The 24,713-nt window shown below is 39.8% G+C and carries 17 protein-coding genes; 16 read left to right on the top strand and 1 reads right to left on the bottom strand.

What is annotated here, in order from left to right; genetic code table 11:
• Positions 1-13 precede the first annotated feature (13 nt).
• The 15 genes from opp4B to PaeCFBP13512_RS04715 all read left to right on the top strand — a co-directional run bounded on the left by opp4B (position 14) and on the right by PaeCFBP13512_RS04715 (position 21,972).
• The gene (opp4B, locus tag PaeCFBP13512_RS04645) at positions 14-982 is read left to right on the top strand and encodes an oligopeptide ABC transporter permease (RefSeq protein ID WP_069326013.1); all 969 of its coding nucleotides are present in this window, start codon (positions 14-16) and stop codon (positions 980-982) included.
• Between the two features lie 61 nt (positions 983-1,043).
• Complete coding sequence (locus tag PaeCFBP13512_RS04650) at positions 1,044-1,949, top strand: ABC transporter permease (RefSeq protein WP_137221511.1); 906 nt, start codon at positions 1,044-1,046, stop codon at positions 1,947-1,949.
• A gap of 37 nt (positions 1,950-1,986) precedes the next feature.
• Positions 1,987-3,783: an oligopeptide ABC transporter substrate-binding protein gene (gene opp4A / locus PaeCFBP13512_RS04655; RefSeq protein WP_069326012.1), complete on the top strand. Its 1,797-nt coding sequence runs from the start codon at positions 1,987-1,989 to the stop codon at positions 3,781-3,783.
• Positions 3,784-4,022: 239 nt separating this feature from the next.
• Positions 4,023-6,812, top strand: coding sequence for a DNA mismatch repair protein MutS (gene mutS / locus PaeCFBP13512_RS04660; RefSeq protein WP_137221513.1), 2,790 nt, complete (start codon positions 4,023-4,025; stop codon positions 6,810-6,812).
• A 55-nt stretch (positions 6,813-6,867) separates the two neighbouring features.
• The gene (gene mutL, locus PaeCFBP13512_RS04665) at positions 6,868-9,021 is read left to right on the top strand and encodes a DNA mismatch repair endonuclease MutL (RefSeq protein ID WP_137221515.1); all 2,154 of its coding nucleotides are present in this window, start codon (positions 6,868-6,870) and stop codon (positions 9,019-9,021) included.
• Between the two features lie 151 nt (positions 9,022-9,172).
• The gene (locus PaeCFBP13512_RS04670) at positions 9,173-9,961 is read left to right on the top strand and encodes a class I SAM-dependent methyltransferase (RefSeq protein WP_241669283.1); all 789 of its coding nucleotides are present in this window, start codon (positions 9,173-9,175) and stop codon (positions 9,959-9,961) included.
• Positions 9,958-10,935, top strand: coding sequence for a tRNA (adenosine(37)-N6)-dimethylallyltransferase MiaA (gene miaA, locus PaeCFBP13512_RS04675; RefSeq protein ID WP_069326008.1), 978 nt, complete (start codon positions 9,958-9,960; stop codon positions 10,933-10,935). Before PaeCFBP13512_RS04670 ends, miaA begins: the two co-directional genes overlap by 4 nt.
• Before the next feature lie 85 nt (positions 10,936-11,020).
• Positions 11,021-11,260 (top strand): RNA chaperone Hfq, encoded by a 240-nt coding sequence (gene hfq, locus PaeCFBP13512_RS04680; protein ID WP_069326007.1) that lies wholly within the window; start codon positions 11,021-11,023, stop codon positions 11,258-11,260.
• Positions 11,261-11,443: 183 nt separating this feature from the next.
• Positions 11,444-14,065, top strand: a complete 2,622-nt coding sequence (locus PaeCFBP13512_RS04685; protein WP_137221518.1) for a PBP1A family penicillin-binding protein — start codon at positions 11,444-11,446, stop codon at positions 14,063-14,065.
• Positions 14,066-14,170: 105 nt separating this feature from the next.
• A complete protein-coding gene (locus PaeCFBP13512_RS04690) occupies positions 14,171-14,719 on the top strand; it encodes a DUF402 domain-containing protein (RefSeq protein ID WP_069326045.1) in 549 nt (182 codons plus the stop codon).
• A 100-nt stretch (positions 14,720-14,819) separates the two neighbouring features.
• Positions 14,820-16,106 carry a GTPase HflX gene (hflX, locus tag PaeCFBP13512_RS04695; protein WP_137221520.1) on the top strand — a complete coding sequence of 429 codons (1,287 nt, stop codon included), beginning with the start codon at positions 14,820-14,822 and terminating at the stop codon, positions 16,104-16,106.
• 208 nt (positions 16,107-16,314) lie between these two features.
• Positions 16,315-17,568, top strand: coding sequence for a methionine gamma-lyase family protein (locus PaeCFBP13512_RS04700; protein ID WP_137221522.1), 1,254 nt, complete (start codon positions 16,315-16,317; stop codon positions 17,566-17,568).
• Positions 17,569-17,776: 208 nt separating this feature from the next.
• Complete coding sequence (locus PaeCFBP13512_RS04705; RefSeq protein WP_017812459.1) at positions 17,777-18,190, top strand: MerR family transcriptional regulator; 414 nt, start codon at positions 17,777-17,779, stop codon at positions 18,188-18,190.
• A gap of 24 nt (positions 18,191-18,214) precedes the next feature.
• Positions 18,215-19,552: a type I glutamate--ammonia ligase gene (glnA, locus tag PaeCFBP13512_RS04710; RefSeq protein WP_069326003.1), complete on the top strand. Its 1,338-nt coding sequence runs from the start codon at positions 18,215-18,217 to the stop codon at positions 19,550-19,552.
• 308 nt (positions 19,553-19,860) lie between these two features.
• The gene (locus PaeCFBP13512_RS04715; protein ID WP_161594211.1) at positions 19,861-21,972 is read left to right on the top strand and encodes a CBM35 domain-containing protein; all 2,112 of its coding nucleotides are present in this window, start codon (positions 19,861-19,863) and stop codon (positions 21,970-21,972) included.
• 83 nt (positions 21,973-22,055) lie between these two features.
• Here PaeCFBP13512_RS04715 and PaeCFBP13512_RS04720 read toward each other — a convergent pair whose 3' ends face one another.
• Positions 22,056-23,009, bottom strand: a complete 954-nt coding sequence (locus PaeCFBP13512_RS04720; protein ID WP_137221524.1) for an AraC family transcriptional regulator — start codon at positions 23,007-23,009, stop codon at positions 22,056-22,058.
• A gap of 261 nt (positions 23,010-23,270) precedes the next feature.
• On the opposite strand from PaeCFBP13512_RS04720, the gene PaeCFBP13512_RS04725 reads away from it, so the two are divergent.
• A complete protein-coding gene (locus tag PaeCFBP13512_RS04725; protein ID WP_137221526.1) occupies positions 23,271-24,659 on the top strand; it encodes an MFS transporter in 1,389 nt (462 codons plus the stop codon).
• Positions 24,660-24,713: the final 54 nt, after the last annotated feature.

A 24,713-nucleotide genomic window follows, 5' to 3' on the forward strand; every position in this document is an offset into this window, starting at 1 on the left:
GGGAAATTAAATTATGTGGAAATTTACGCTTCGCCGCATTCTGATCATGATTCCCCAATTGTTCGTACTGAGCGTGCTGATCTTCCTCTTAGCTAAAGCAATGCCGGGCGATGCGTTAACGGGTGCTATGCAAGCCAATCCGAATGTGAGTCCACAAGTCTTAGCAGAACAACGGGAAAAATTAGGTCTAAATGATCCAGCATGGCAGCAATATGGACGTTGGGTAGGAAATTTAGTACAAGGGGATCTGGGAAAGTCATATGTACATAAAATTGGCGTTGCTGATCTGATCGGCAGTCGTCTGGCGAATACCTTTTACCTTGGTGTTGCAATTCTGGTCTTAACGTATTTGATTTCGATTCCACTGGGGATTTTGAGTGGTCGCTATCAGAATTCATTATTAGACAAAACGATCACAGGTTATACGTATCTCAGTTTTGCTACACCGCTATTTATATTTGCACTATTAATACTATTTGTGTTTGGATTCCAACTAGGATGGTTCCCAACAAGTGGTAGTGTAGATGTAGGGATAGATCCAGGCTCCGGTTCGTACTATGCGAATAAGTTTTATCATTTGATCTTGCCCGCAATAGCAGGGGCATTAGTAAGTACAACAGCAACGATTCAATACCTTCGTAATGAAGTGATTGATACAAGATTGAAAGATTTTGTGAAAACAGCTCGTTCTAAAGGGGTTCCTGAGTCTAAAGTATATTCAAAACACATTTTGCGTAACTCTTTACTTCCTATCGCTGCTTTTCTTGGTTATGACTTAACAGGCGTATTGGCAGGTAATCTGTTTATTGAATCTATTTTTGGATATCCAGGACTAGGACAGTTATTTTTACAATCCATTACACAACGTGATTATTCTGTAGTTACCATACTGGTTATGCTTTCCGGCTTACTTGCTCTTATCGGTACATTATTGTCGGATATCATTTTAAGTTGGGTTGATCCACGTATTCGGATTGGCTAAGCTGAAGCACATTATACAATCTGGCACGTACCATCAGACATAAGAACGGAGGAAGCCTGTAATGGGAATGAGAGCTCAAACATTTGCACCTGAAGAAACGATTCAAAAATCACCTTCAAGTTGGTCGATTTTAGGTAAAGAATTAATCAAAGATAAAATGGCGATGATTTCCTTAGTCTTTTTAGCATTATTTTTGATTGTTATTTATGGGTCTATATTCTTTATTGATCAAGAAGCTGTGACCAAAGTTGATTTGACCTCCATCAAGGCTCCACCTAGTGCAGATCATTGGTTAGGGACAGATCGAGCAGGTAGTGATATTTTCGGTCAAGTGATGATCGGAGCACGTAATTCGATTACGATTGCGTTTGCAATTACCATTTTTGCTGCTGTTATTGGTCTAAGCATAGGATTAATCGCAGGTTTCTTTGGTGGAATCGTAGATAATATTATTATGCGTTTTATCGATTTTATTCTTGTTCTTCCTTTTTTAATGTTAGTTATCGTATTTGTAACTATTGTACCTAAATATAATATATGGTCATTTATTTTCATTATGACTGCCTTTCTCTGGGTAGGTAAAGCTCGTTTGATTCGAGCCAAAGTACTTGCTGAACGAGAATTGGATTATGTACAAGCCTCCAAAACATTAGGTACGCCAAACTGGAAGATTATCGCTTTTGGTATACTTCCTAACCTGAGTTCAATCGTTATCGTAAATATGACATTGAATCTTGCTGGTAATATCGGGATTGAGACAGGGCTATCTTTCCTCGGATTTGGATTACCTCAAAGTACACCAAGTCTAGGGACGATTGTAAGTAATGCAACAGACCCTGATATTTTGCAAAACTATTGGTGGATGTGGTTACCAGCATCGCTGCTGATTTTGGTTCTTATTCTAGCGATTAACTTTGTCGGTCAAGCCCTCAAGCGTGCGACAGATGCTAGACAGCGATTAGGATAATAAATTTACAGTACGATCATCAAAAGGAGGAAAATTTATGTTGGGAAATACAAAGAAAAAAATCGTATCTATTTTGTTCATTGCATTTGTATTGGTGTTATCTGCTTGTACAAGTGGAAAGTCAACACCAACGGCTCAAGATGCACCAGCAACCAATGAAAGTGTTAAAGAGTCTGGTAAGTTTCCAAAAGCAGCAACGAACACAGCTGCTGCAATTGAAGGTGGAACAATGAATTATGGTTTGATTTCCGATACTCCGTTTGAAGGTATTTTGAATCCTATTTTCTACAGTGGTAACCCGGATTTTGAAGTTATTCAATTCTTCTATCCGTCTTTCTTTGCTACTGATGAGAACTTTGATGTAAAAGATGGCGGAGCTGCTAACATTAGCTTCTCTAACGACAACAAAACAGTTAATGTCAAAATTGATGACAAATTAAACTGGTCTGATGGCAATCCTGTAACAGCAGAAGATTATGCTTTTGCTTTTGAAGTGATTGGTAACAAAGACTATGATGGTGTACGTTATGATACAAGCTTTATGAATATTGTTGGTATGGAAGATTACCATGCAGGTAAAGCAAAAACAATCTCAGGTATCAAAATCGTAAATGATAAAGAAGTACAAATTGACTTTAAAGAAGCAGATCCTTCTGTAAAATCAGGTTTATGGTCTTATCCTTTAGAGAAAAAAGTATTTGGAGATATTCCTGTAGCAGATATGTCTTCTTCTGATCCTGTACGTAAAAACCCTATCGGTTATGGCCCGTACAAAATCAAAGCGATGGTTACAGGTGAGTCTGTACAATTTGAAGCAAATAAAGATTACTTCCACGGTGCACCTAAATTAGCCGGTGTTAATCTAAAAGTAGTGAACCCTAATGTAGTGATTGAATCGTTGAAAAAAGGCGATATTGATTTAGCTTCATTCCCGAACAGTCTGTACGATGGTAAAAATGTTCCGACGAATGTTGAGTTCTTAGGTAGACAAGAATTGTCTTATGATTATATTGGTTTCAAACTAGGTAAATTTGATAAAGCTAAAGGCGAAAGCATTATGAATCCAGATGCTAAGATGGCGAATAAAGAATTGCGTCAAGCGATGGGTTATGCTTTGAATAATGAACAAGTAGGTACACAGTTGTATCACGGACTTCGTACACCTGCTACTTCATTGATTATTCCTGCATTTGCGCAATATCATGATGATAGCATCAAAGGATATAACTATGATCCTGAAAAAGCAAAACAATTGCTGGATCAAGCAGGTTATGTAGATAAAGATGGCGACGGATTGCGTGAAGATCCTAAAGGAAATAAATTAACAATTAACTATGCAGCTATGAGTGGAGACACTATCTCAGAAGCTCGTGCTCAGTTCTATTTGCAAAATTGGAAAGATGTAGGTCTGAATGTTCAATTGCTAGATGGCCGTCTACAAGAATTTAACTCTTTCTACGATCGTATTGAAAAAGATGATCCAGACATCGATGTGTATGGCGCAGCATGGGGAACAGGTACAGATATTAACCCTGCTGGATTGTATGGTAGTAAAGCTTCATTTAACTACTCTCGCTTCGTAAGTGCAGAGAATGACAAGTTATTAACAGAAGGTGCATCTGCTAAATCATTTGATATGGCGTATCGTAAAGATATTTACAATCAATGGCAGCAGTTGATGATCGACCAAGCACCTGTCATTCCAAGTCTTTACCGTTATGAAGTTCAAGCTGTAAACAAACGTATCAAAAATTATGATATTTCTTATGGTGGTAGCTATGATTCACTAGCTGAAATTGAATTGACTTCGGATAAACCTGAAGTACAACAATAAGAAATGACTGTAAAGTAGAATAAAAGAAGTGCGAACCGTTAATATGGGGTTCGCACTTCTTTTTTGATCCATAGCACTTTTTAAGCTCTTTCGTTATAATAAAGAGACGAACACGTATTTGCATTTCGAAAAGGGATTGCATATGACAACAAGTATGAGTACGATAATATTTCGATAAAAAACAAGCATGTTACATCTATGCTTAACGATATTCTGGAATGCTTTTTTGGAGGGGAAACATGACTACGTATACACCGATGATGATGCAGTATCTCAAAATAAAAGAACAAGCACAAGATGCTTTTTTATTTTTCCGATTGGGGGATTTTTACGAACTGTTTTTTGATGATGCAATTTTAGCATCTAAAGAATTAGAAATTACACTTACTGGCAAAGTCGCAGGTGCACCTGAACGCATTCCCATGTGCGGTGTTCCTTATCATTCCGCAGAAAATTATATTCATCGCTTAATCGAAAAAGGATACAAAGTCGCGATCTGTGAACAAGTAGAAGAAGCAGGAGCAAGCAAAGGCATTGTGAAACGTGAAATTATTCGTGTCGTGACACCGGGTACGATGATGGAAAGTAAAGGATTAACCGATAAAGCGAACAACTATATGATCTGTCTGACAGAGCGCGAAGGCAAAATGGCGTTAGCGGCTTGCGATTTGTCTACAGGCGAACTGCATGTGACTTCAGCATTGTCCTCGCAGCAATGGCTACGTGATGAATTAGGTCTGTATGAACCATCTGAAATTATTGGACAAATTGATCTTATAGATGAGCCATATCGCCAAGCACTTCAGTTAGGACGTAAAGTACTCTATACGCCTTGGGACAAAGCACGTGAGGAATTAGCACGTCGTCAATTTGGAGAAGCAGCATGGGCAAGGTTGGATGAAGAGCGCCAATTATGTATTTCGATTCTGATTGGGTACTTGAGTGAAACGCAAAAACGTTCATTAGGACAGCTAACACATATCAGTGCCTATGAACCTGAACATTATATGATTCTTGATCCATTTACACGTCGTAATTTAGAGTTGATCGAGACGGTTCGTGAGCGTTCTCGTAAAGGTTCTTTGCTCTGGTTACTTGATCGTACAGAGACACCGATGGGTGGGCGACTGCTTCGTCGTTGGATCGATAAGCCACTGTTATCCCGGAAATTAGTCGAAGAGCGCTTAGAAGCAGTAGAGAAGCTTCATCATGGATTAATTTTGCGTGAAGACTTGCGATCTCAGCTTAAAGGTATTTATGATTTGGAACGGTTAGTAGGACGAATCGCTTTTGGAACAGCCAATGGACGCGATATGTTAGCGTTACGTGATTCACTGGCTCAAATTCCTGAATTGCGTCGTCAATGTACCGATTCTTCTTCTTCGACGCTTCAACAAATCTCGCAATTGATGGATGAATGTACAGACTTAACAGATGCAATCAGTACAGCGATCGTAGATGATCCTCCTGTATCAGTTAAAGATGGAGGCTTGATTCGAGAAGGGTATCATGCTCATCTGGATGAATTGCGCGAAGCTAGTGTAAATGGCAAGCGTTGGATCGCTGAGCTTGAAGCAGCAGAACGATTAGCAACAGGTATCAAATCGCTCAAAATCGGGTATAACAAAATTTTCGGCTATTATATAGAAGTGACACGCTCTAACTTAAATGCTTTACCAGAAGGCAGATACGAGCGCAAACAGACATTAGCCAATGCAGAACGTTATGTTACCCCTGAATTAAAAGCCAAAGAAGCATTGATTCTGGAAGCTCAAGAAAAAATGGTTGATATTGAATATGAATTATTTGCGGATCTGCGAACTCAAGTAGCTAACGAGATTCCACGGTTAAAACAGTTAGCTGAAAAAGTAGCAGAAATCGACGTTTATCAGTCGTTTGCAGCGATAAGTGCAGAACGTGCTTTTGTCAAACCTGTATTAACAGATCGATATGATCTGATTGTGAAAGAAGGTCGCCATCCTGTTGTAGAAGCAGTGATGAACAATACTTCTTTTATATCAAATAGCACCGAAATTACCGAAGACAAAGCGAACATTTTACTGATAACAGGTCCTAATATGGCGGGCAAAAGTACTTATATGCGTCAAGTGGCTTTGGTATCGATTATGGCACAAATTGGATGTTTTGTACCGGCGCAACATGCTGAGATTCCGATGATCGATCGTATTTTCACCCGTATTGGAGCCGCAGATGACCTGATCGGTGGACAAAGTACATTTATGGTCGAAATGGCTGATATTCAAGTGATGACAGAACGAGCAACACCACGAAGTCTGATTATTATTGATGAATTAGGTCGAGGAACATCGACCAGTGAAGGCATGTCGATTGCACAAGCGGTGATTGAATATGTACATCATGAGATTGGATGTAAAGCGCTGGTATCTACTCATTTTCATGAATTAGCGCATCTGGAAGAAACGTTAGAACATTTACAAAACTTCTCGATGGCAGTGAAAGAAAGCGGAGATAAAGTTCATTTTCTACGTAAACTTGTTCCAGGTGCAGCAAGTACCAGTTATGGTATTTATTGTGCGCAATTAGCAGGTTTGCCAGAAAGTATTATTGATCGCGCCAATGGCATACTGAGTCGGATGGAACAAGCAAGTAGCACAGTTGTAGCCGATCAATCGACTATATCATCAGCAACTAGACCTGCACATACGGAACAGCATCAGACGACGTCTCATTACTCGTCTAACTATAAAGAGTCATCTTCTCCTATTGCTGAAAAGAGTGCTGCGCTTTCGCCAGATACTTCATTTACTGCAATAGATACGCAACAAATGGAAGATCAATATACTAAGCCTACCTCTAAAAATAAAGCACAAGATGTTGTACAGATGTCTATTTTTGGAGATGAAGAAGAAACGACTCAGACGATAATCAAAGAAGACCCTGTAGCCAAACAAATCGTTGAGTTGATTCAAAATACAGACATTATGAATATGACTCCTTTACAAGCGATGCAATTGCTAAATGATCTCAAAGTGAAAGCAACCTATTAATGTAATGGAGTAACGATAATGGATAAGAAATGGAATATGGAAGGAGGAAATAAACATGGGTCAAATTCGTGTATTGGATGAACATATCGCTAACCAGATTGCCGCAGGTGAAGTGGTCGAACGTCCAGCTTCAGTGGTTAAAGAGTTGGTTGAAAATGCAATAGATGCTCAGTCTAGTCGGATCGATGTGCATATTGGTGAAGGTGGACTTGAATATATTCGTGTACAAGATAACGGGCAAGGGATCGCCGCAGACGACTGTGAGACGGCTTTTTACCGCCATGCTACAAGTAAACTTGTTGATGATCGTGATCTCTATCAAATCACAAGTCTAGGCTTCCGTGGTGAAGCTTTACCGAGTATTGCTGCTGTATCCAAAGTCGAATTGTTATCAAGCGCTACAGATGATGGTGCAGGCAGACGTCTATTGATTGAAGGTGGGACACTTAAAGTCAACGAAGACGAAGCTGCGCCACGTGGAACTGATTTTCGTGTGAATTCGTTATTTTATAATACGCCAGCACGATTAAAATATATGAAAACTGTTCAGACGGAACTTGGACATATCTCAGATGTAATGTACCGGATGTCTTTAGCTCATCCAGAGATTGCGTTTACGTTTCGGCACAATGGCAATCTGTTGCTTCAGACGCCCGGAACAGGCGATATGCTTCAGGTGATTGCGGCAGTCTATGGGACTTCAGCCGCCAAAATGGTTTTGCCATTAGAAGGTGAAAATCTAGATTATCAGATTGGCGGATATATTGGGCGACCTGAAATTGCTAAATCAAGTCGTAATGCAATGTCGATTGTAGTAAATGGTCGTTATATTCGTAATTATGCTGTCAATCAAGCTATTTTGCGTGCTTATCATACATTGCTACCTATCAATCGTTATCCGTTAGCAGTGTTACAATTGACGATGCATCCTTCATTAGTAGATGTGAATGTGCATCCTTCCAAAATGGAAGTGCGTTTTAGTAAAGAAGCGGAATTAATGTTGTTTGTCGAAGAAGCGATTCGGCAGACGTTGCGTAAAGAAATATTGATTCCACATGCGACCAAGCAGACGATTAAGCGTGGTAATAGTGAATCGATTATTCAAGAGCAATTTAATTTCAGCAAAGCACCTGTAGAATATCTTGAACCGGAAAAAACCAATCAACTTTCAAGTGAATTAGGCGATCTGGATGCACCGTATATTCCGCCATTTACAGATGCAGATTTGCCACCAGAATCGACAACTCATTTACCTGCTGTTTCAAATGAACAACAGATAACGTATAAGAAAAAGGAACAACCTATCACATCACCTGTAACAGAAGCGCAAAAAGTACCAGCGAGTCCTAATGACTCTACAACGCAGCCTAAAGATGTTCAGTCTGATCCTGTTCAGCCGTCTCATCCATTACCTGCTTATACAGCTCCGGTACATGCTGAATCGGCTCCACAAATTCAGGAACAAATTCAGACTGCTCAATATGCTAAAAGTACTGCGGCACCATCTAAAAATACTTCTGGTTCGTCTGCAAGATCGCCACAGCAACGAAGCAACTATAACAATACTAACCAACGTCCATTTAATGCTGAAATGCTGTATGGCACTGCTGAAGAACCAGAGATTCCTCAATTTCCAGATATGAACTTGATTGGTCAGCATCATGGTACTTATCTGGTTGCACAAAATGATGAAGGATTATTTCTAATTGATCAGCATGCGGCACATGAACGGATTAATTATGAATTTTATTATGAGAAATTCGGTCGTCCTGAAGAAGTATCGCAAGAATTACTATTACCGATTACACTTGAATTTACGTTAGCAGAAGCGAACAAGCTTAAAGATCGGTTGCACTGGTTTGAACGGGTAGGTGTCTATTTAGAGCATTTTGGGGGTCAGACTTTTCGTGTAACTGCGTATCCTTATTGGTTACCAAAAGGCGAAGAGCAACAAGTGATTGAAGAAATGGCAGAATGGGTGCTTAGTGAACGAGCGATTGATCTAGCGAAGTTACGAGAGCAAGCTTCTACCCTCTGTTCATGCAAAGCTTCGATCAAAGCCAATCAAAAATTAACGGAAGCAGAAGCACAATCGTTATTGGATCGTCTGGCTACATGTCGTCAGCCGTATACCTGTCCACACGGGCGTCCTATCGTTGTTTCTTTTTCATCGTATGACCTGGAAAAAATGTTCAAACGTGTGATGTAACACAGAGTTATGGTATTATGGCATACAATAACTAGAAATACCTTTATCCAAATAATAGATAGAGTATGTATGTTAGTGTAAGATATTTTGCTTGGCAAAATCATTCTTCTATTTATCTAGAAGAAGTCGCGCTTTACAGGGAAGCAATAGAATGGAGAATAACCGAATGATGATTACAACTGGCGATGATGCTGCAAACTATACGATCCAGCGTGCCAAACAGCTGGCAGCAGAATTCGCTGTTCCTTATATTGAACGAGCTGGACATTCTATTCCCAAGCTTGCGGCTAAGTACAAGGAGACTGAATTTATTGTACTGGTCGAGCAAGAAGTGAGAATTATGCGTCCAGGGGAACCTATTATGCAGTTTCACCCCAGTATGGCTTATGTCAGAGCCAAACGATTGCTTAAAGGGGAAGCAGATCCTATGATCACTCACTCGCTGATTGAGCCTGGAGATCAGGTGATCGATTGTACGGCTGGATTGGGTTCCGATTCACTTGTCTTTTCCATGTATGCAGGTGAGAAAGGCAAAGTAGTATCATTAGAAAGCTCGTTACCTCTTGCAGCATTGTTAACCGAAGGATTGCGTAGTCATGTCACAGCGTTAGAACCTGTGAATGAAGCCATGCGTAGAATCGAAGTGATTCCGCAAGAGCATCTAACGTATCTGAGAGAGCAACCTGACAAAAGTGTAGATGTGATCTATTTTGATCCTATGTTTCGTGAAGCAGTTCAGCAGTCAGCTGCGATTGCACCTTTAAGAGGATTTTCCAACAATAATGCGCTGAGTGAAGAAGCCGTTCAACAAGCGATTCGTGTTGCTCGTAAATCGGTTTTGCTTAAAGAAAAATGGGATAGTCCGGAATATGAACGACTTGGATTTAAACGAATACAACGCAAAACATCAAAAATTGAATACGGAGTGATTTATCCATGACCCAAGCGGTTAAAAAGCCAAGGTTACTGGTCCTAATGGGTCCAACAGCTGTTGGCAAAACTGGAATCAGTATAGAAATTGCCAAATTATTTGGCTGTGAAATTATTTCAGGTGATTCCATGCAGGTCTACCGTGGTATGGATATTGGGACAGCCAAAATCAAACCGGAAGAAATGCAAGGTATTCCTCACCATTTAATTAATATTCATGATCCACAAGAATCATTTTCAGTAGCAGAATTTCAGCAACGTTGCCGAAAATTGATTCCAGAAATTACAGCCCGCGGAAATCTTCCTTTTATCGTGGGCGGAACAGGATTGTATATCGAGTCTGTGTGTTTTGAATTTGAATTTAGTGAAAATGGCGCAGATGAAGCATTCCGTCAAGAACAAGCGGCGTATGCTGAAGAACATGGTGCTCAAGCGCTCCATGACCGTCTAGCAGAGATTGATCCTCCCTCTGCCAAACGATTGCATCCCAACGACCAAAGACGTGTTATTCGCGCTCTGGAAGTGTATCATATGACAGGAGTCAAACTTTCCGATCAATTATCGGGACAAAATAAGCAATCTCCTTATGAGTTATGCTTTGTAGGTTTGACAATGGATAGGGAAATGCTATATAAACGTATTGAAGCCCGTATAGACCAGATGCTAGAAGAAGGGCTGGTTGAAGAGGTAAGAAACCTTTTGAATCAAGGGTATACCCCCGGAATGGTCGCAATGCAGGGGCTAGGATACAAAGAGATTGCTGCTCATCTTGCAGGTCATGTATCGCTTCAAGAAGCAGTGGTACTGCTCAAACGGGATACACGCCGTTTTGCAAAAAGACAGCTTTCCTGGTTCCGTCATATGAATAATATTCATTGGGTTGATGTTAGCGATGTGGACAGAAGCGACGAACACACCCGTGAAGTTCAGAATATCATAGCAGGAACATTCCCTGCGGATATGGAATATACATCAACAACCTAATATCATTGATTACACTGAGATTACATTCTTACATGAATTGAGCATTTATCAATGCTGAATTAATAATCACTTGGGGGTACGGCTAATGAATAAGTCTATTAATATTCAAGATACGTTTCTAAATCAATTGCGTAAGGAAAATATTCCAGTGACTGTTTATCTGGTCAATGGTTTTCAAATTCGTGGTACGATCAAAGCTTTTGATAACTTTACCATTATGGTGGATAGCGATGGACGTCAGCAAATGATTTATAAACATGCTGTATCTACATTTACACCATCACGTAACGTATCCCTAATGCCGGATAATCAAAGCGATAACTAACATTTAAATGAAACTTTTTATGCTCAAACATCGTCTAACTATAGGACAAAGAATCGGACAACCTGTTCTATAGGTTGTTCTTTTCTTTCTAAGGTTAGACACCACAGCAAGCTATCTGTATTTCAAATCATTTGATTGATAAATGATGCAAATTGTTTTACTGAAAGGGAGTCAGAACGAAAAATGCCAAGACAGCAGCTATCCCGCAGTGACAAAAGTAAGCCGGAAACAAGAACAAGACCGGGACAGTCCAAGCCAACACCCAAAAAGAAAAAGAAGAAAATAACAGGTAAACGTGTCTTTTGGACATTGTTTATTGTCGCTGCTTTAGGCGTATTTTGTGCACTAGCCGGTTATATGTTTATTATGGTGAGTGGCGAAAAAATCTATCAACAAAACATCAATAAATTGGCTATAAACGGCCCTACACAAATCTTTGATCGTAACGGCACATTGATTCAAGAACGCTCTGTAAGGACAGGTGACCCTGTAAAATACGATGAAATTCCGAAGTTGCTTGTGGATGCTTTTGTAGCAACAGAAGATCGTCGCTTTTTTGAACATCAGGGTGTAGACATCTGGTCAATTGGTCGTGCAGCTGTTCGTGATATCGTGGCACGCTCTGCTGTAGAAGGCGGAAGTACGATTACACAGCAATTAGCTAAAAACGTATTTTTGAATGATGACAAAACGTTTTTCCGTAAAGCAACTGAATTATCGATTGCTTTAGCGATTGAGCGCAAAATGACTAAAGAAGAAATTATTACAACGTATCTTAATCGTATATTCTTTGGTAAAGGTGCATATGGGATCAAAGAAGCATCAGAGACTTATTTTGGTGTGACCGATCTGAATAAATTAAAAGTGTGGCAGATTGCTACGCTGGCAGGTTTACCTAAAGCTCCATCACGTTACAACCCACAATCGAATCCTGATCTATCCAAGGAACGTCGTGGAGTGGTACTTCAATTGATGGCAGATCAAGGGTATATTACGCAAGCTGAAGCCAAAGAAGCCGCAGCAGTAGATTATGCGTACAATTCTCAAAACAAAGATAAAGACAAAAACTATGAAGCATTTATTGAATATGCGATGCAAGAAGCAGAAGATGTAACAGGCTTAACATCGGATGATCTGAACCGTGGTGGATATAAAATCTACACAACGATGGATGCTAAAGCTCAACAGAATTTGGAGACCTCTTTCAAAAATAACGAGCTCTTCGAAAAAAGTGCAGATGATGTACCTGTACAAGGATCGATGGTTATCGTCAATAACGATACCGCAGGTATTGTCGCTTTATTAGGTGGACGTAACTACAATACAGGTAACTTCAGTCGTGTTACTAGCCGTAGACAGCCGGGTTCGGCATTCAAACCGATTATTTCGTATGCTCCTGCGCTAGAATCGGGTACATTTACACCGAATTCATTGCTTAGTAATGAAAAGCAGTGTTTTGGAAATTATTGCCCAACCAACTTACATGGATACACATCTACAGTAACGATGGATGAAGCGATTCAAGATTCGATTAATATCCCTGCGGTATGGACACTGAATCAGATCGGTATCGATAAAGGGCTCTCTTTTGCCAAATCGGTTGGATTCTCGTTGACCGATCAGGATCGTAACTTAGCACTGGCATTAGGTGGACTAAGTACAGGAACGAATACGTTAGAAATGGCTCAAGCTTATCGTACATTTGCAGACGGAGGAACATACACTCCTGCGTACGCTGTGAAAAGTATAGTCGATAGTGGCGGCGATGAAATTTATAAAAACAAAGCTGATTCTTCTCAAGTGATGAGCAAGCAGACAGCGAATGAAATGACTCAAATGTTGCAAGATGTTGTTAATGACGGTACAGGTAAACGTGCTCAAATTAACCGTCCTGTAGCAGGTAAAACCGGTACAACTCAGCATGGTATTGATGGGTTCAGAAGCAGTGCGAACCGCGATGCTTGGTTTGTAGGATACACCAAAGAATGGACAGCTGCGGTATGGATGGGTTATGACAAGCCAGACCGTACGCATTTGTTGAATCAAAGTAGTGGTATGGCAGCAGCTATGTTTGCAGCTGTAATGGGACCTTCGCTTGAAGGATATCCTGTACAACAGTTTGAAGCTCCTACACCAAGTGCTTCTGTAGAACAGCCGGTAGAGGAAGAACCGGAACCGGAAGTATCTGCGGTAACAGGCATGTCTGCTTCTTACGATAAAGACAATCAAGTGGTCGCTTTATCCTGGAAAGCTTTAGCAAATGCAAGTTCATATACGGTTTATCGTAAAGGCAGTACAGATGGTCAATTTACTGCGATATCTAGTGGATTAAGCGACACTTCTGCACAAGATAGCGCAGCAGCACCTGGACAGACTTACGAGTATTATGTAACAGCAACGATGAAAGATGGATCGCAATCTGATGCTTCAGATACGGTTCAGATTACAGTCGATGAAGCTACAGAGACTCCTGTAGAGCCGGAAGAAAATCCTGAGGATGGTGTGGTTCCACCAGAAGGTGAACCGACAACTCCACCAACAGGGGAAGAAGTACCGGGTACCGATACAGGAACTGACCAAGGAACAGGAACAACACTTACAGATCCGAATACAGATCAAGGCACCGTTCCACCTGATACGGGAACAACACCACCAGATAGTGGTACAAATAGTGGACAAAATGGAGCAACAACGCCAACCACTCCTGAACCAACAACACCGGGAACAACAACAGATCCAGCAGCAGGAACAACCGAAGGTACAACAACTGCACCACAGACAACAACACCACCTACTACACCGTAAATAGGCGCTCAAAAAAGCCTCCAGTGATTCATTGGAGGCTTTTTTTTGAGTGCATGGCGCAAATATGCTATTCTGAAGTTACTTTGTTGGGAAAGGGATACTTCCATGAAACGTAAATTTGCGGATCGAGCGAACTGGCGTAGAGTAATTCAACGTAATTATTCAAGACGCTATGTAAACAATAGTTTATTTACAGGGTATGTCACTCTCTACCGTATGAATCGTTTACGTGAACCTTTATATAAAATATATGGAGGACGGCGGTTCTGTATTGCAGCAGCAGGTTATTCGTGGATGCAGTATTATCCAGAACATGCGAACTATGTAGTCACTGCAATGTTTGATGATAAACGTGAAATTATAGAGTGGTATATTGATATTTGTAAAACACAAGGATTAACCGATCAAGGCGTACCATGGTTTGATGATCTTTATCTAGATATCGTCGTTATGAAAGATGGACAAGTCTTTTTGCTCGATGAAGATGAGTTAGATGATGCTCTGCGTAGACAGATCATTACAGACCAAGATTATGAATTAGCACAGCATACCGCGCAAAAGTTACTGGTACAAATTGATGCTCATGCTTTTCCATTATTCACATTATCGATTAAACACCGCCAAAGTTTATTTGGTAAAGATAGTAATTCATGATTCAATATCAAAAAGTGTGAGAAGTATGTTAACATGACAAGTATAAGACTTCACGATACAAGCAAGAAGTAGGTAAGATTACAAGGAGCGGGATATACAAATGAAAAATGAAACCCATGGTGTAGAAATAGAGATTCAACCGAGAGCTGTTCTCGTAAGCTTAGTGACACAGAATGATAAGCGTGCAGGTGTTAATGCAGATGGTTCTATGCAAGAGCTAGTTAGCCTTGCTAAGACAGCAGGAGTCGAAGTGCTAGAACAAGTGATTCAGAATAAAGAGAAACCTGATTTTAGATGGTTTATCGGTAAAGGTAAAGTAGAAGAAATTCGTATTTTGATGGATTCTTTAGGCGGAAATAGTGTTATTTTTGATCAGGAATTATCAGGTGCTCAAGTACGTAATTTAGAAGCCGCACTTGATGCCAAAATTATTGATCGTACGCAACTGATTTTGGATATTTTTGCGCAACGTGCCAAAACACGTGAAGGAATTATTCAAGTGGAACTTGCCCAGCATAGTTACTTATTACCTCGTTTGTCTGGACAGGGTAGTAACTTATCCCGTCTAGGTGGGGGTATCGGGGCAAGAGGTCCAGGTGAGACCAAACTAGAGACAGATCGGCGTCATATTCGTACACGCATTACCGACTTGAAGCATCAACTTGAAGAAGTAACACGTCATCGTACATTGTATCGTGAACGTCGTAAAAAAGCGGGTGCTGTACAAGTTGCATTAGTAGGTTATACCAATACAGGGAAGTCTACACTACTCAAGCAGTTAACCGGTGCAGATATATATGTTCAAGATCAGTTATTTGCTACACTCGATCCAACATCACGCAATCTAGATCTTCCAGGCGGTAAAACAGTAGTGTTAACAGACACCGTCGGTTTTATTCAAAACTTGCCTCATAATCTTATAGCAGCTTTCCGAGCAACGTTAGAAGAGGTGAATGAAGCAGACCTCATCTTACATGTGGTTGATGCTTCTTCTGATATGCGAGATGAGCAGATGAAAGTAGTCGATGATCTGCTACAAGAATTAGGTTCAAGTGATAAGCAGCAAGTTGTTTTATATAATAAAACGGATCTGTGTACACCGGAACAGTTAGAAATGTTACCAGACGATGAAACCCATATGCGGATTAGTGCTTATAAAGAAAGTGATTTGGAGCGTATTTTGAATATCATCCAAGATCAATTAGCTGGTGGTATCAAAACGTATCGTATTCCGGCAGATCGTGGTGATCTTATTTCACAGCTCTACCAATTCAGTAGTGTATTGGAACAAGAGTATGAAGAAAATGAAGCCATCATCAAAGTAGAAATCAATGCTGCTGATTATGAAAAGTACGGTTATCGCTTACAAGAATATGAAATAAAGTGACAAAATTACGACAATTGTATAATAGACTTCCCTTCATCCTACCGTTACGTGTAAAATATGAAGCGCGAAAGTTTATATTTTAAACACTAATATTGTTGATATTGAATATAAAGTGAGCTTTGATATCATTATGAATAATTAGATATGAATTTGTGGAAGCCCGCCAGCGCTTAATACGGCGGGCTATCACTATGGGGAGAGACAACGTATGGCAGTTTTTGATACACAGATTCAAGCGTGGTCAGAACAAGCACAACAAATGATTGGATCGGCGATCCAAGCGGTGGATCATATCGTAGATGCCAACCAATGGAAAGTTATAGAAGCTTTTCAAAAATATCGGGTTAGTGATTATCACTTTGCAGGTTCGACAGGCTATGCGTACAATGATAGAGGTAGGGAAGTTCTAGAAAGTGTGTATGCTGAAGTATTTGGTAGTGAAGCTGCTTTAGTTAGACCTCATTTTGCTTCTGGAACGCATACGATAGCTACAGCAATGTTCGGTATTTTACGTCCGGGCGATGAACTACTTTACATTACAGGTAGACCTTATGATACGTTACATAAAGTCATTGGCAAGCCGGGAGATGGTACAGGGTCTTTAGCTGATTTTGGAATTACTTATCAAGAAGCAGCATTGGATGAATCAGGACAAGTGGATTGGAACACCGTTCAATCACTGGTGCATAATAAAACCAAAATGATTGGGATTCAGCGCTCACGTGGCTACGATTGGCGTGCTTCTTTTACTATAGAAGAGATTGCAGATATGGTTGTTCAGATTCGTAAGATTTGTCCGCAAGCCGTTATTTTTGTAGATAACTGTTATGGTGAATTTACAGAGACTCGTGAACCGACTGATGTTGGAGTCGATCTCATGGCAGGTTCGTTGATCAAAAATCCAGGTGGTGGCTTAGCTGAAACAGGTGGTTATATCTGTGGCAAGCAAAAGTATGTTGATCTGGCAGCTTATCGTCTGACTGCACCCGGTATTGGCGGCGAAGTAGGCGCAATGCTGGGTACGACTCGCAGTATATATCAGGGATTGTATATGGCGCCTACGATTGTAGGACAAGCCGTTAAAGGGAGTATCTATGCCGCAGCGATGTTTGAATTGGCTGGCTTTAATAGCAAACCTGCATGGCAAGAGAAACGTACCGATCTTATTCAAGCCGTTTCTTTTAAAGACAAACATCAATTGATTGCTTTTGTACAAGGGATTCAACGTGCAGCAGCTGTAGATAGTCATGTCGTGCCTGAACCGTGGGATATGCCAGGATATGATCATCCCGTTATTATGGCGGCAGGAACCTTTATTCAAGGGGGTAGCTTAGAATTGTCAGCAGATGCTCCAATTCGTGCTCCTTATATCGGATATATGCAAGGTGGACTGACCTTTTCTCATGTGAAGCTAGGGGTACTTATGGCGTTACAGACAATGCATGAGCGTGGATTATTATAAAATAACTTATATTGATACCGTGTAAAAAAGAGACATGTTATTCAAGAAGTTTGTAAAATATAGTGTCTGCAAAGTGCTATTATCATGGAGATGTTAGTGTTTTATAAAATTATTGTAAGTTAAGTTAACATGTTATTGACGCTTTATATCAGGATATGTACAATAGGTAACAGAATAGTGAATAGATTAGTGGAAGGTTGATGAATATATGGGTGATGAAATTCGGAGAAATATGGCGCTGTTCCCTATAGGGATTGTTATGAAATTGACGGATTTGTCGGCAAGACAGATTCGCTATTATGAACAGCATAATTTGATCGTACCTGCACGTACTTCGGGTAATCAGCGTTTATTTTCTTTTAACGATGTAGAACGGTTACTTGAAATTAAAGCTTTAATTGAAAAAGGCGTGAATATCGCTGGGATCAAGCAAGTGATGAATCCGGTATCGAAAGAATCGGAAGAAGCAACTGTGATCACAGCCGATACAGAAGAACGTCGTAGGGAATTGTCAGATTCCCAACTTCATCGTATGCTTAAGCAGCAGCTTGTCACAGGCAAACGCCCGGGACAAGTATCGCTTATCCAAGGGGAATTATCCCGATTCTTTAACAAAAAATAAATAGCGTAAAGAGGAGAGGGTAGCGTGAGTTACAAAAGTTATACAAGAGAAGACATTTCGCGCATAGCGAAAGAGGAAAATGTACGATTTATCCGTCTGCAATTCACCGATTTGATGGGCACAATCAAAAACGTGGAAATTCCAGTGAGTCAATTGGAAAAAGCATTGGATAACAAAATGATGTTTGATGGTTCTTCAATCGAAGGTTATGTACGTATTGAAGAATCAGATATGTATCTGTATCCTGATCTAGACACTTGGGTTATTTTCCCTTGGGTGACTGAAAATCGTGTAGCTCGTCTGATTTGTGATGTATACATGCCAGATGGTACACCATTCGCAGGAGATCCGCGTGGTATTTTGAAACGCAATCTAAAAGAAGCAGATGCACTTGGTTTTACAGCAATGAACGTTGGACCAGAACCTGAATTTTTCTTGTTCCGTACCGATGCGAATGGTAATCCTACAGACGAATTGAATGACCAAGGTGGATATTTTGACTTGGCTCCAATGGATCTAGGAGAAAACTGCCGTCGTGAGATCGTTATTACTCTTGAAGAAATGGGATTTGAAGTTGAAGCATCTCATCATGAAGTGGCTCCAGGACAACATGAGATTGATTTCAAATATACCAATGCTCTTCAAGCAGCAGATCAAATTCAAACGTTCAAATTAGTTGTTAAAACGATCGCTCGTCAACATGGACTACATGCTACATTTATGCCTAAGCCTTTGTTTGGTATGAATGGATCAGGTATGCACTGTCACCAATCCTTGTTCCAAGGTGATGTTAATGCCTTTTATGAAGAAAGTGATGAGTTGGGCTTAAGCCAAACTGCACGTTATTACATGGCAGGTATTCTGAAGCATGCTCGTTCTATGGCAGCGATCACGAATCCTACAGTTAACTCTTACAAACGTCTTGTGCCTGGTTATGAAGCACCTTGCTATGTAGCTTGGTCAGCAAGTAACCGTAGCCCGATGATCCGTATCCCGGCTTCACGCGGTCTAAGCACACGTATCGAAGTACGTAATCCAGATCCAACAGCTAACCCTTACCTAGTATTAGCGGTAATGTTGAAAGCAGGTCTTGATGGTATCGAGCGTAAGTTGAACTTGCCGAAGCCAGTAGATCGTAATATCTATGTAATGTCTGAAGACGAGCGTATTGACGAAGGTATTCCTAGTCTTCCAGGCGACTTGAAAGAAGCATTACACGAATTATTACGTGACGAGATCGTTGTCTCTGCACTAGGCGAACATGCTCTTGCTCATTTCTATGAATTAAAAGAAATTGAATGGGATATGTATCGGACTCAAGTGCACCAATGGGAACGTGACCAATACTTGACGATGTATTAAGATAAGTAAGCCCTTGGCGCTCTAAGCGTTAAGGGCTTTTTTTATTTTGTGGAAGAATAAAATTATGTTAACCATTTTCGAGCAATGCCCACAAAACACCCACAAAATGATAGGTCTCACCTCACTCAACAAGTCGGTAATTGACACTCTTCCTACGTTTTTTTGAGTTTACTCATTTGTGGAAAACCAATAACCTTAGAGTATAAGTTATAACTTGTATCAAAACGATACCACGGTGGCCACCGTATTTTGAAAGCGCTCTATTTGATGACTAGATTTCAAAATACAACTAGAAAAGGTGATGACATTTGAAAAAGTTAGCTGTTTTATTGAGTGGAGCATTATTACTTACTGTTTTTCCTGTTACCCCTGCGCCAGCTACTGCTGCCGTACCTGCATCATTTACTGTAGATTTGGCTAATCAATATAGACCGGTGACCCATGTGGCTTCGGGTTCATTGTATGGATTAGCAGAAGAAGGTAGACCGGCTGATCATCTTATTGCTCCCACAAAGCCTAAAATGTTTACACAAATGGCTCCAAATGGAGGACAATTGCCGAATGGAGAAACAACACCTATCGGTGATGCCTTAAAAGTCGCTCCGATCGCTGAACGGAATGGAGCACAAGTGACGATACGAATGCCAGATATTTATCCGAATTTCCCTTATAAATGGGTAGGTTGGGACGATTGGTATAAGAAAGTAGATAGTATCGTAGATGCTAGATTGAAGTCAGGTGCGAAGAACATATACGGCTATGAATTATGGAATGAACCAGATGGAACATGGAATACAGCAGCCGCAGGATCATTTAATGAAGGTTGGAAAAAAACATATCTACGCGTCAAAGCTAAAGACAAAAACACCAAAATTATAGGGCCAAGTATTACTAATTATAATGAAAGTTGGCTGAGAGACTTTTTAACTTATGCACGAGATAACAATGTATTACCAGATATTATATCTTGGCATGAATTGGGAGCACCTGAAGGCGAATATCTAGATGGACCTGCACCACAGTACATTTCGAATCATATGAAAGCTTATCGTGCTTTGGAAACAGAGCTAGGGATTAAGCATGTGCCTATTAGCATTAATGAATATGGTGTAGTTTCAGAACAAGCAGTTCCAGGCAATATGTTGCGGTATATCGCTGAATTTGAACGTTCTGATGTAGATACAGCTAATATTGCATTTTGGTTCCGTCCAGGTCGTCTCAGTAACCTAATTACAGATACAGGTGCTGCCAATGGAGCATGGTGGATGTATAAATGGTATGGTGATATGTCTGGTCAGATGGCGATGACTACACCTGCTAATCCAACAGCTTTAGATTTGGATGGTATTGCCAGTGTAGATCATACGAAGCAAGAAGCAGATGTAGTATTGGGTGGGGGAAATGGCAATCGTAATGTAGTTGTTAAAGGATTCCAAGCGCTCCCTTACTTCTCAGGTACAGCTCATGTCAAAGTAGAAAGTACACCGTGGTATGGAGTAGATACCGCAGTAAGTCAACCAACAAATGAATTTGAAGGTAACTTTACGATCAAAAATGGTCAGATCTCGGTACCCGTAAGCAATTTGAAAGAATCTTCTGCTTATCGATTGGTGATTACTCCAGGAAATCAATCTTCTATTAGCCGATATGAAGCTGAAAATGCAGATGTTCATGGAGCCAATGTATTTAATAATGTTAATGCTTCAGATAGCAAATATGTAGGTCAAATAGACAACCCGGATAGCTATGTTCAATTTAAAGTAAATGTTCCAGCAGCAGGTAATTATCGCCTGAATATTGGGTATGCCAACGGAACTCAAGCTGTATCCACGCAGCAATTAACTGTAAATAATCAAGCGAACACAACTGTTCAATATCCAACAACAGGTGGTTGGTTATCTGAAGGAAATAGTAATACAGCTCAGACTCAAGTTTCTTTGCAAGCAGGAAGTAATGTATTGAAACTCAATAAAGGCACAGTAGGTTCTGCGGAGCTAGATTATATTCAATTACAGCCTGTAGGCGATTTTAAAGTAAGAGTAGAAGCAGAAGATGCCAAAATCAATGATGCTAGAGTGGCAAGAAGTTCCTTTGCTTCTAATCGCCAGTTTGTAGGAAATATAGATAATCCAAATAGTTCGGTGACTTTCTCTGTATATGCTCCAAAAGGTGGAACGTATAAGATGGAAGTAGGTTATGGTAATGGAACAACAGGCGATTCTACGCAAAATATATCTGTTAATAATCAAGCATCCACTACCATTACGTATCCAAAAACAGGAGGATGGATCGCTAATATTCCGAATATAGGAACACGCAAAATTATCACTGTTCCTGTAACGTTGAAACAAGGCGAAAATACAATTGCATTCAATAAAGGTACAGGATATGCAGAACTAGATTATATTGAAGTTAAATAGTCTAATCTTACATTCATAAAAAACGTGCTTCCCATATTCGAATGTAGAATAAGGGTGAGCACGTTTTTGTCTGTAAGTTATATTTATTCTGTTAAAAGATGCTTTGGAATAGGAATATCAGGGTCTACGGTTACAGTATTCATGTAGGTATTAGTATAAGTGTCACGGAACTGAGTAGGCGTCATCCCAACATAATTTTTAAACAACTTCATCAAGTACTTTTCATCCCGAAAATGCAATTGATACGCAATCTCTTTGATCGACGCATTGCTGGTGCATAATAACTCTTTGACCAGACTTAACTTGAGTGTATTAATATAACGGATCGTACTCATTCCTAGATTTTTCTTAAATAAACGAGTTAAATGATCGGCGTTAAAACAAAATGTATCTGCTACTTTCTGTACAGTAAGATCATGATAAATATTGACTCGAATCCATTCTAAAATCTGCATAAATTTCTGATTGTATTCTTTGTGTAGAAGCTCATTATGAATAAGAGGTTGCAAGTACTTGTCAGTCAGTTCAATCATCAGTTCAGTTACTAGATAATCTACTGCGTACGTGCTGTAGTAAGAAGTGTTAGACGTATCCAAAATCTGCTTCATCAAGATAATAGGTTTATCGAGATACGGTAGTGAGAAGAAATCAGGTAAGCATACATAACGATTAATCTCATTTTTCTGTTCTGTCAGTAGGGTACTAAATAGATGACTGATAAACTCATCGCCTGATTCTGTTTGAGTTAGATCACGAGGGAAGAAATGTAGCCAGAAGAAGCTAGCCCCTGCTTTGGAAGCGGTATAACCAAAGTATTCCACGTCAGGCTTAATAAGTAATACATCGCCGTGCTTGATTTCATACTGTGTGTCTCCTACTTGAAGGTAGATCACTTCTTTTAAGCCAATAATCACTTCATAATCTTTTTCTAGCTTCATTCGTTTATGTTTCCAACCTTCATCGCTTACAAACTGCCCACATTTAAAATAAGCAAGCGGCCGTTCAATATTTATTTTGGAGATCGGTTTTACTAACATATGTAAACACTCCTTATTCAAAAGTCAGTTTTGGATATTAAAAGTCGGATTTGTATACTTATTTCATGTGTTTACTAAATACTTTGTACTTTTAGGGTAGTATAGCACAACTATGTATACAAATACCTAATTTTTAAAATATAATATAAAGTCGGAAATAGATACCTTTCCTACGAAATCATAAGTTTATCTTACATACGTAAGCGCTTACTATTAGAGAAGGAAATCGTTGTTATTTGATTTGACTCAGGAGGCTATATTATGGAATCTACTTCCCAATCTTCGCCAGAGCATCAGTCTACTCTTCTAGATGATAAAGTTCCTTTTCATCGTAGAATCAGTTATGCGCTCACAGATACAGGCGGTAATTTGTTGTACAGCATTATAGGTGCCTACTTACTTTATTTCTATACCGATGTGTTTGGTTTATCTGTAGGCATAGCAGGAACATTATTATTAGTTACTCGGTTAGTCGATGCGGTAGATGCTCCGCTTTGGGGCATTATCGTAGACCGAACAAAATCCAAATATGGACAAAGTCGACCTTACTTTTTGTGGTTATGTTTCCCATTTGCTGTGTTTACCATATTGACGTTTACAACGCCTAATCTGGATGGAACATCGAAAGTGATCTATGCGGCAGTCACTTATATTTTAGCAGGGATAGCCTATACCGGAATTTCAACGCCGATCACTTCTATTTTGCCTAACTTAAGTAGAAATCCAGATGAACGAGTTGTTTTGAATTCGTTTCGAATGGTGGGCGGAAATGTAGGTAACTTTGCAGCCGTAACATTTACTTTACCGTTAGTGGCTTTTTTCGGAGCAGGTAATGATCAGAAAGGGTTTTTTTGGACGCTGTGTGTATTTGGAATCGTTTCTATTATTATGTTTTTGATCGCTTTTGCGGATCTCAAAGAAATAAATACGGAAAAAATCAAAACGATTCCTTTCAAATCAAGCTTTAAAGCAATGAAAGGCAACTGGCCATGGATTATTTTAGTGATTGCTAATCTATTGTTTTGGATTGCATTAACGATTCGTACATCTACACTGGTTTATTATTTTGAATACAATATTGGTCATAAAGATTTGGTTCCTTTGATCAACGGAATTTCGATTATTCAAGTGATTGGTATGATTATGATTCCGTTTATTGTAAAGGTTTCGAATAAATATTCAACGATGATTTTTGGATTTATATTAGCAGTCTGCGGACAAGTGGTTCTCTTTTTTGCAGGGGATCATATTAGCATATTGATTGTAGGCTGGATTGTAGCTTGTATAGGTTCAGGAATTGCTTGTTCTATGCCGTTTGCTATGTTGTCAGACACAGTAGATTATGGCGAGTGGAAATCAGGTCTACGTGGAAGTGGCATATTGACAGCGATAGGTAGTGCTTTTTGTATCAAAGCTGGCTCAGGGCTAGGTGGATTTATTCCTACACAATTTATGTCCTCGTTTGGGTATGTACCGAATGTTGCTCAAAGTACACAATCATTATCCGGTATTCAGTTCGTCTTTATCTGGTTACCCGCTATCGTATTTGCTTTAGGTATTATTCCGATGTTATTTTACCGACGCTTTGAAAAAAATGAAGGTTATATCCGCAGACAATTATTAATTAAAGAACATCATACTAATACTTAAATACAAAATGATGGATAGGTCGATCACTATCAATAATGTACAACATGAGAGGAG

The organism is Paenibacillus sp. CFBP13512 (genome assembly GCF_005233705.1).
In the GTDB taxonomy this organism is placed as follows: Bacteria; Bacillota; Bacilli; order Paenibacillales; family Paenibacillaceae; genus Saccharibacillus; species Saccharibacillus nuruki.

Excerpts from the sequence above, each read along its gene's own strand:
- PaeCFBP13512_RS04690 (WP_069326045.1), top strand. The coding sequence starts at position 14,171 with ATGAAACGTAAATTTGCGGATCGAGCGAACTGGCGTAGAGTAATTCAA.
- miaA (WP_069326008.1), top strand. The coding sequence starts at position 9,958 with ATGACCCAAGCGGTTAAAAAGCCAAGGTTACTGGTCCTAATGGGTCCA.
- mutL (WP_137221515.1), top strand. The coding sequence starts at position 6,868 with ATGGGTCAAATTCGTGTATTGGATGAACATATCGCTAACCAGATTGCC.
- opp4B (WP_069326013.1), top strand. The coding sequence starts at position 14 with ATGTGGAAATTTACGCTTCGCCGCATTCTGATCATGATTCCCCAATTG.
- mutS (WP_137221513.1), top strand. The coding sequence starts at position 4,023 with ATGACTACGTATACACCGATGATGATGCAGTATCTCAAAATAAAAGAA.
- hfq (WP_069326007.1), top strand. The coding sequence starts at position 11,021 with ATGAATAAGTCTATTAATATTCAAGATACGTTTCTAAATCAATTGCGT.
- PaeCFBP13512_RS04700 (WP_137221522.1), top strand. The coding sequence starts at position 16,315 with ATGGCAGTTTTTGATACACAGATTCAAGCGTGGTCAGAACAAGCACAA.
- hflX (WP_137221520.1), top strand. The coding sequence starts at position 14,820 with ATGAAAAATGAAACCCATGGTGTAGAAATAGAGATTCAACCGAGAGCT.
- PaeCFBP13512_RS04650 (WP_137221511.1), top strand. The coding sequence starts at position 1,044 with ATGGGAATGAGAGCTCAAACATTTGCACCTGAAGAAACGATTCAAAAA.
- PaeCFBP13512_RS04705 (WP_017812459.1), top strand. The coding sequence starts at position 17,777 with ATGGGTGATGAAATTCGGAGAAATATGGCGCTGTTCCCTATAGGGATT.
- PaeCFBP13512_RS04670 (WP_241669283.1), top strand. The coding sequence starts at position 9,173 with ATGGAGAATAACCGAATGATGATTACAACTGGCGATGATGCTGCAAAC.
- PaeCFBP13512_RS04725 (WP_137221526.1), top strand. The coding sequence starts at position 23,271 with ATGGAATCTACTTCCCAATCTTCGCCAGAGCATCAGTCTACTCTTCTA.
- PaeCFBP13512_RS04720 (WP_137221524.1), bottom strand. The coding sequence starts at position 23,009 with ATGTTAGTAAAACCGATCTCCAAAATAAATATTGAACGGCCGCTTGCT.
- opp4A (WP_069326012.1), top strand. The coding sequence starts at position 1,987 with ATGTTGGGAAATACAAAGAAAAAAATCGTATCTATTTTGTTCATTGCA.
- PaeCFBP13512_RS04685 (WP_137221518.1), top strand. The coding sequence starts at position 11,444 with ATGCCAAGACAGCAGCTATCCCGCAGTGACAAAAGTAAGCCGGAAACA.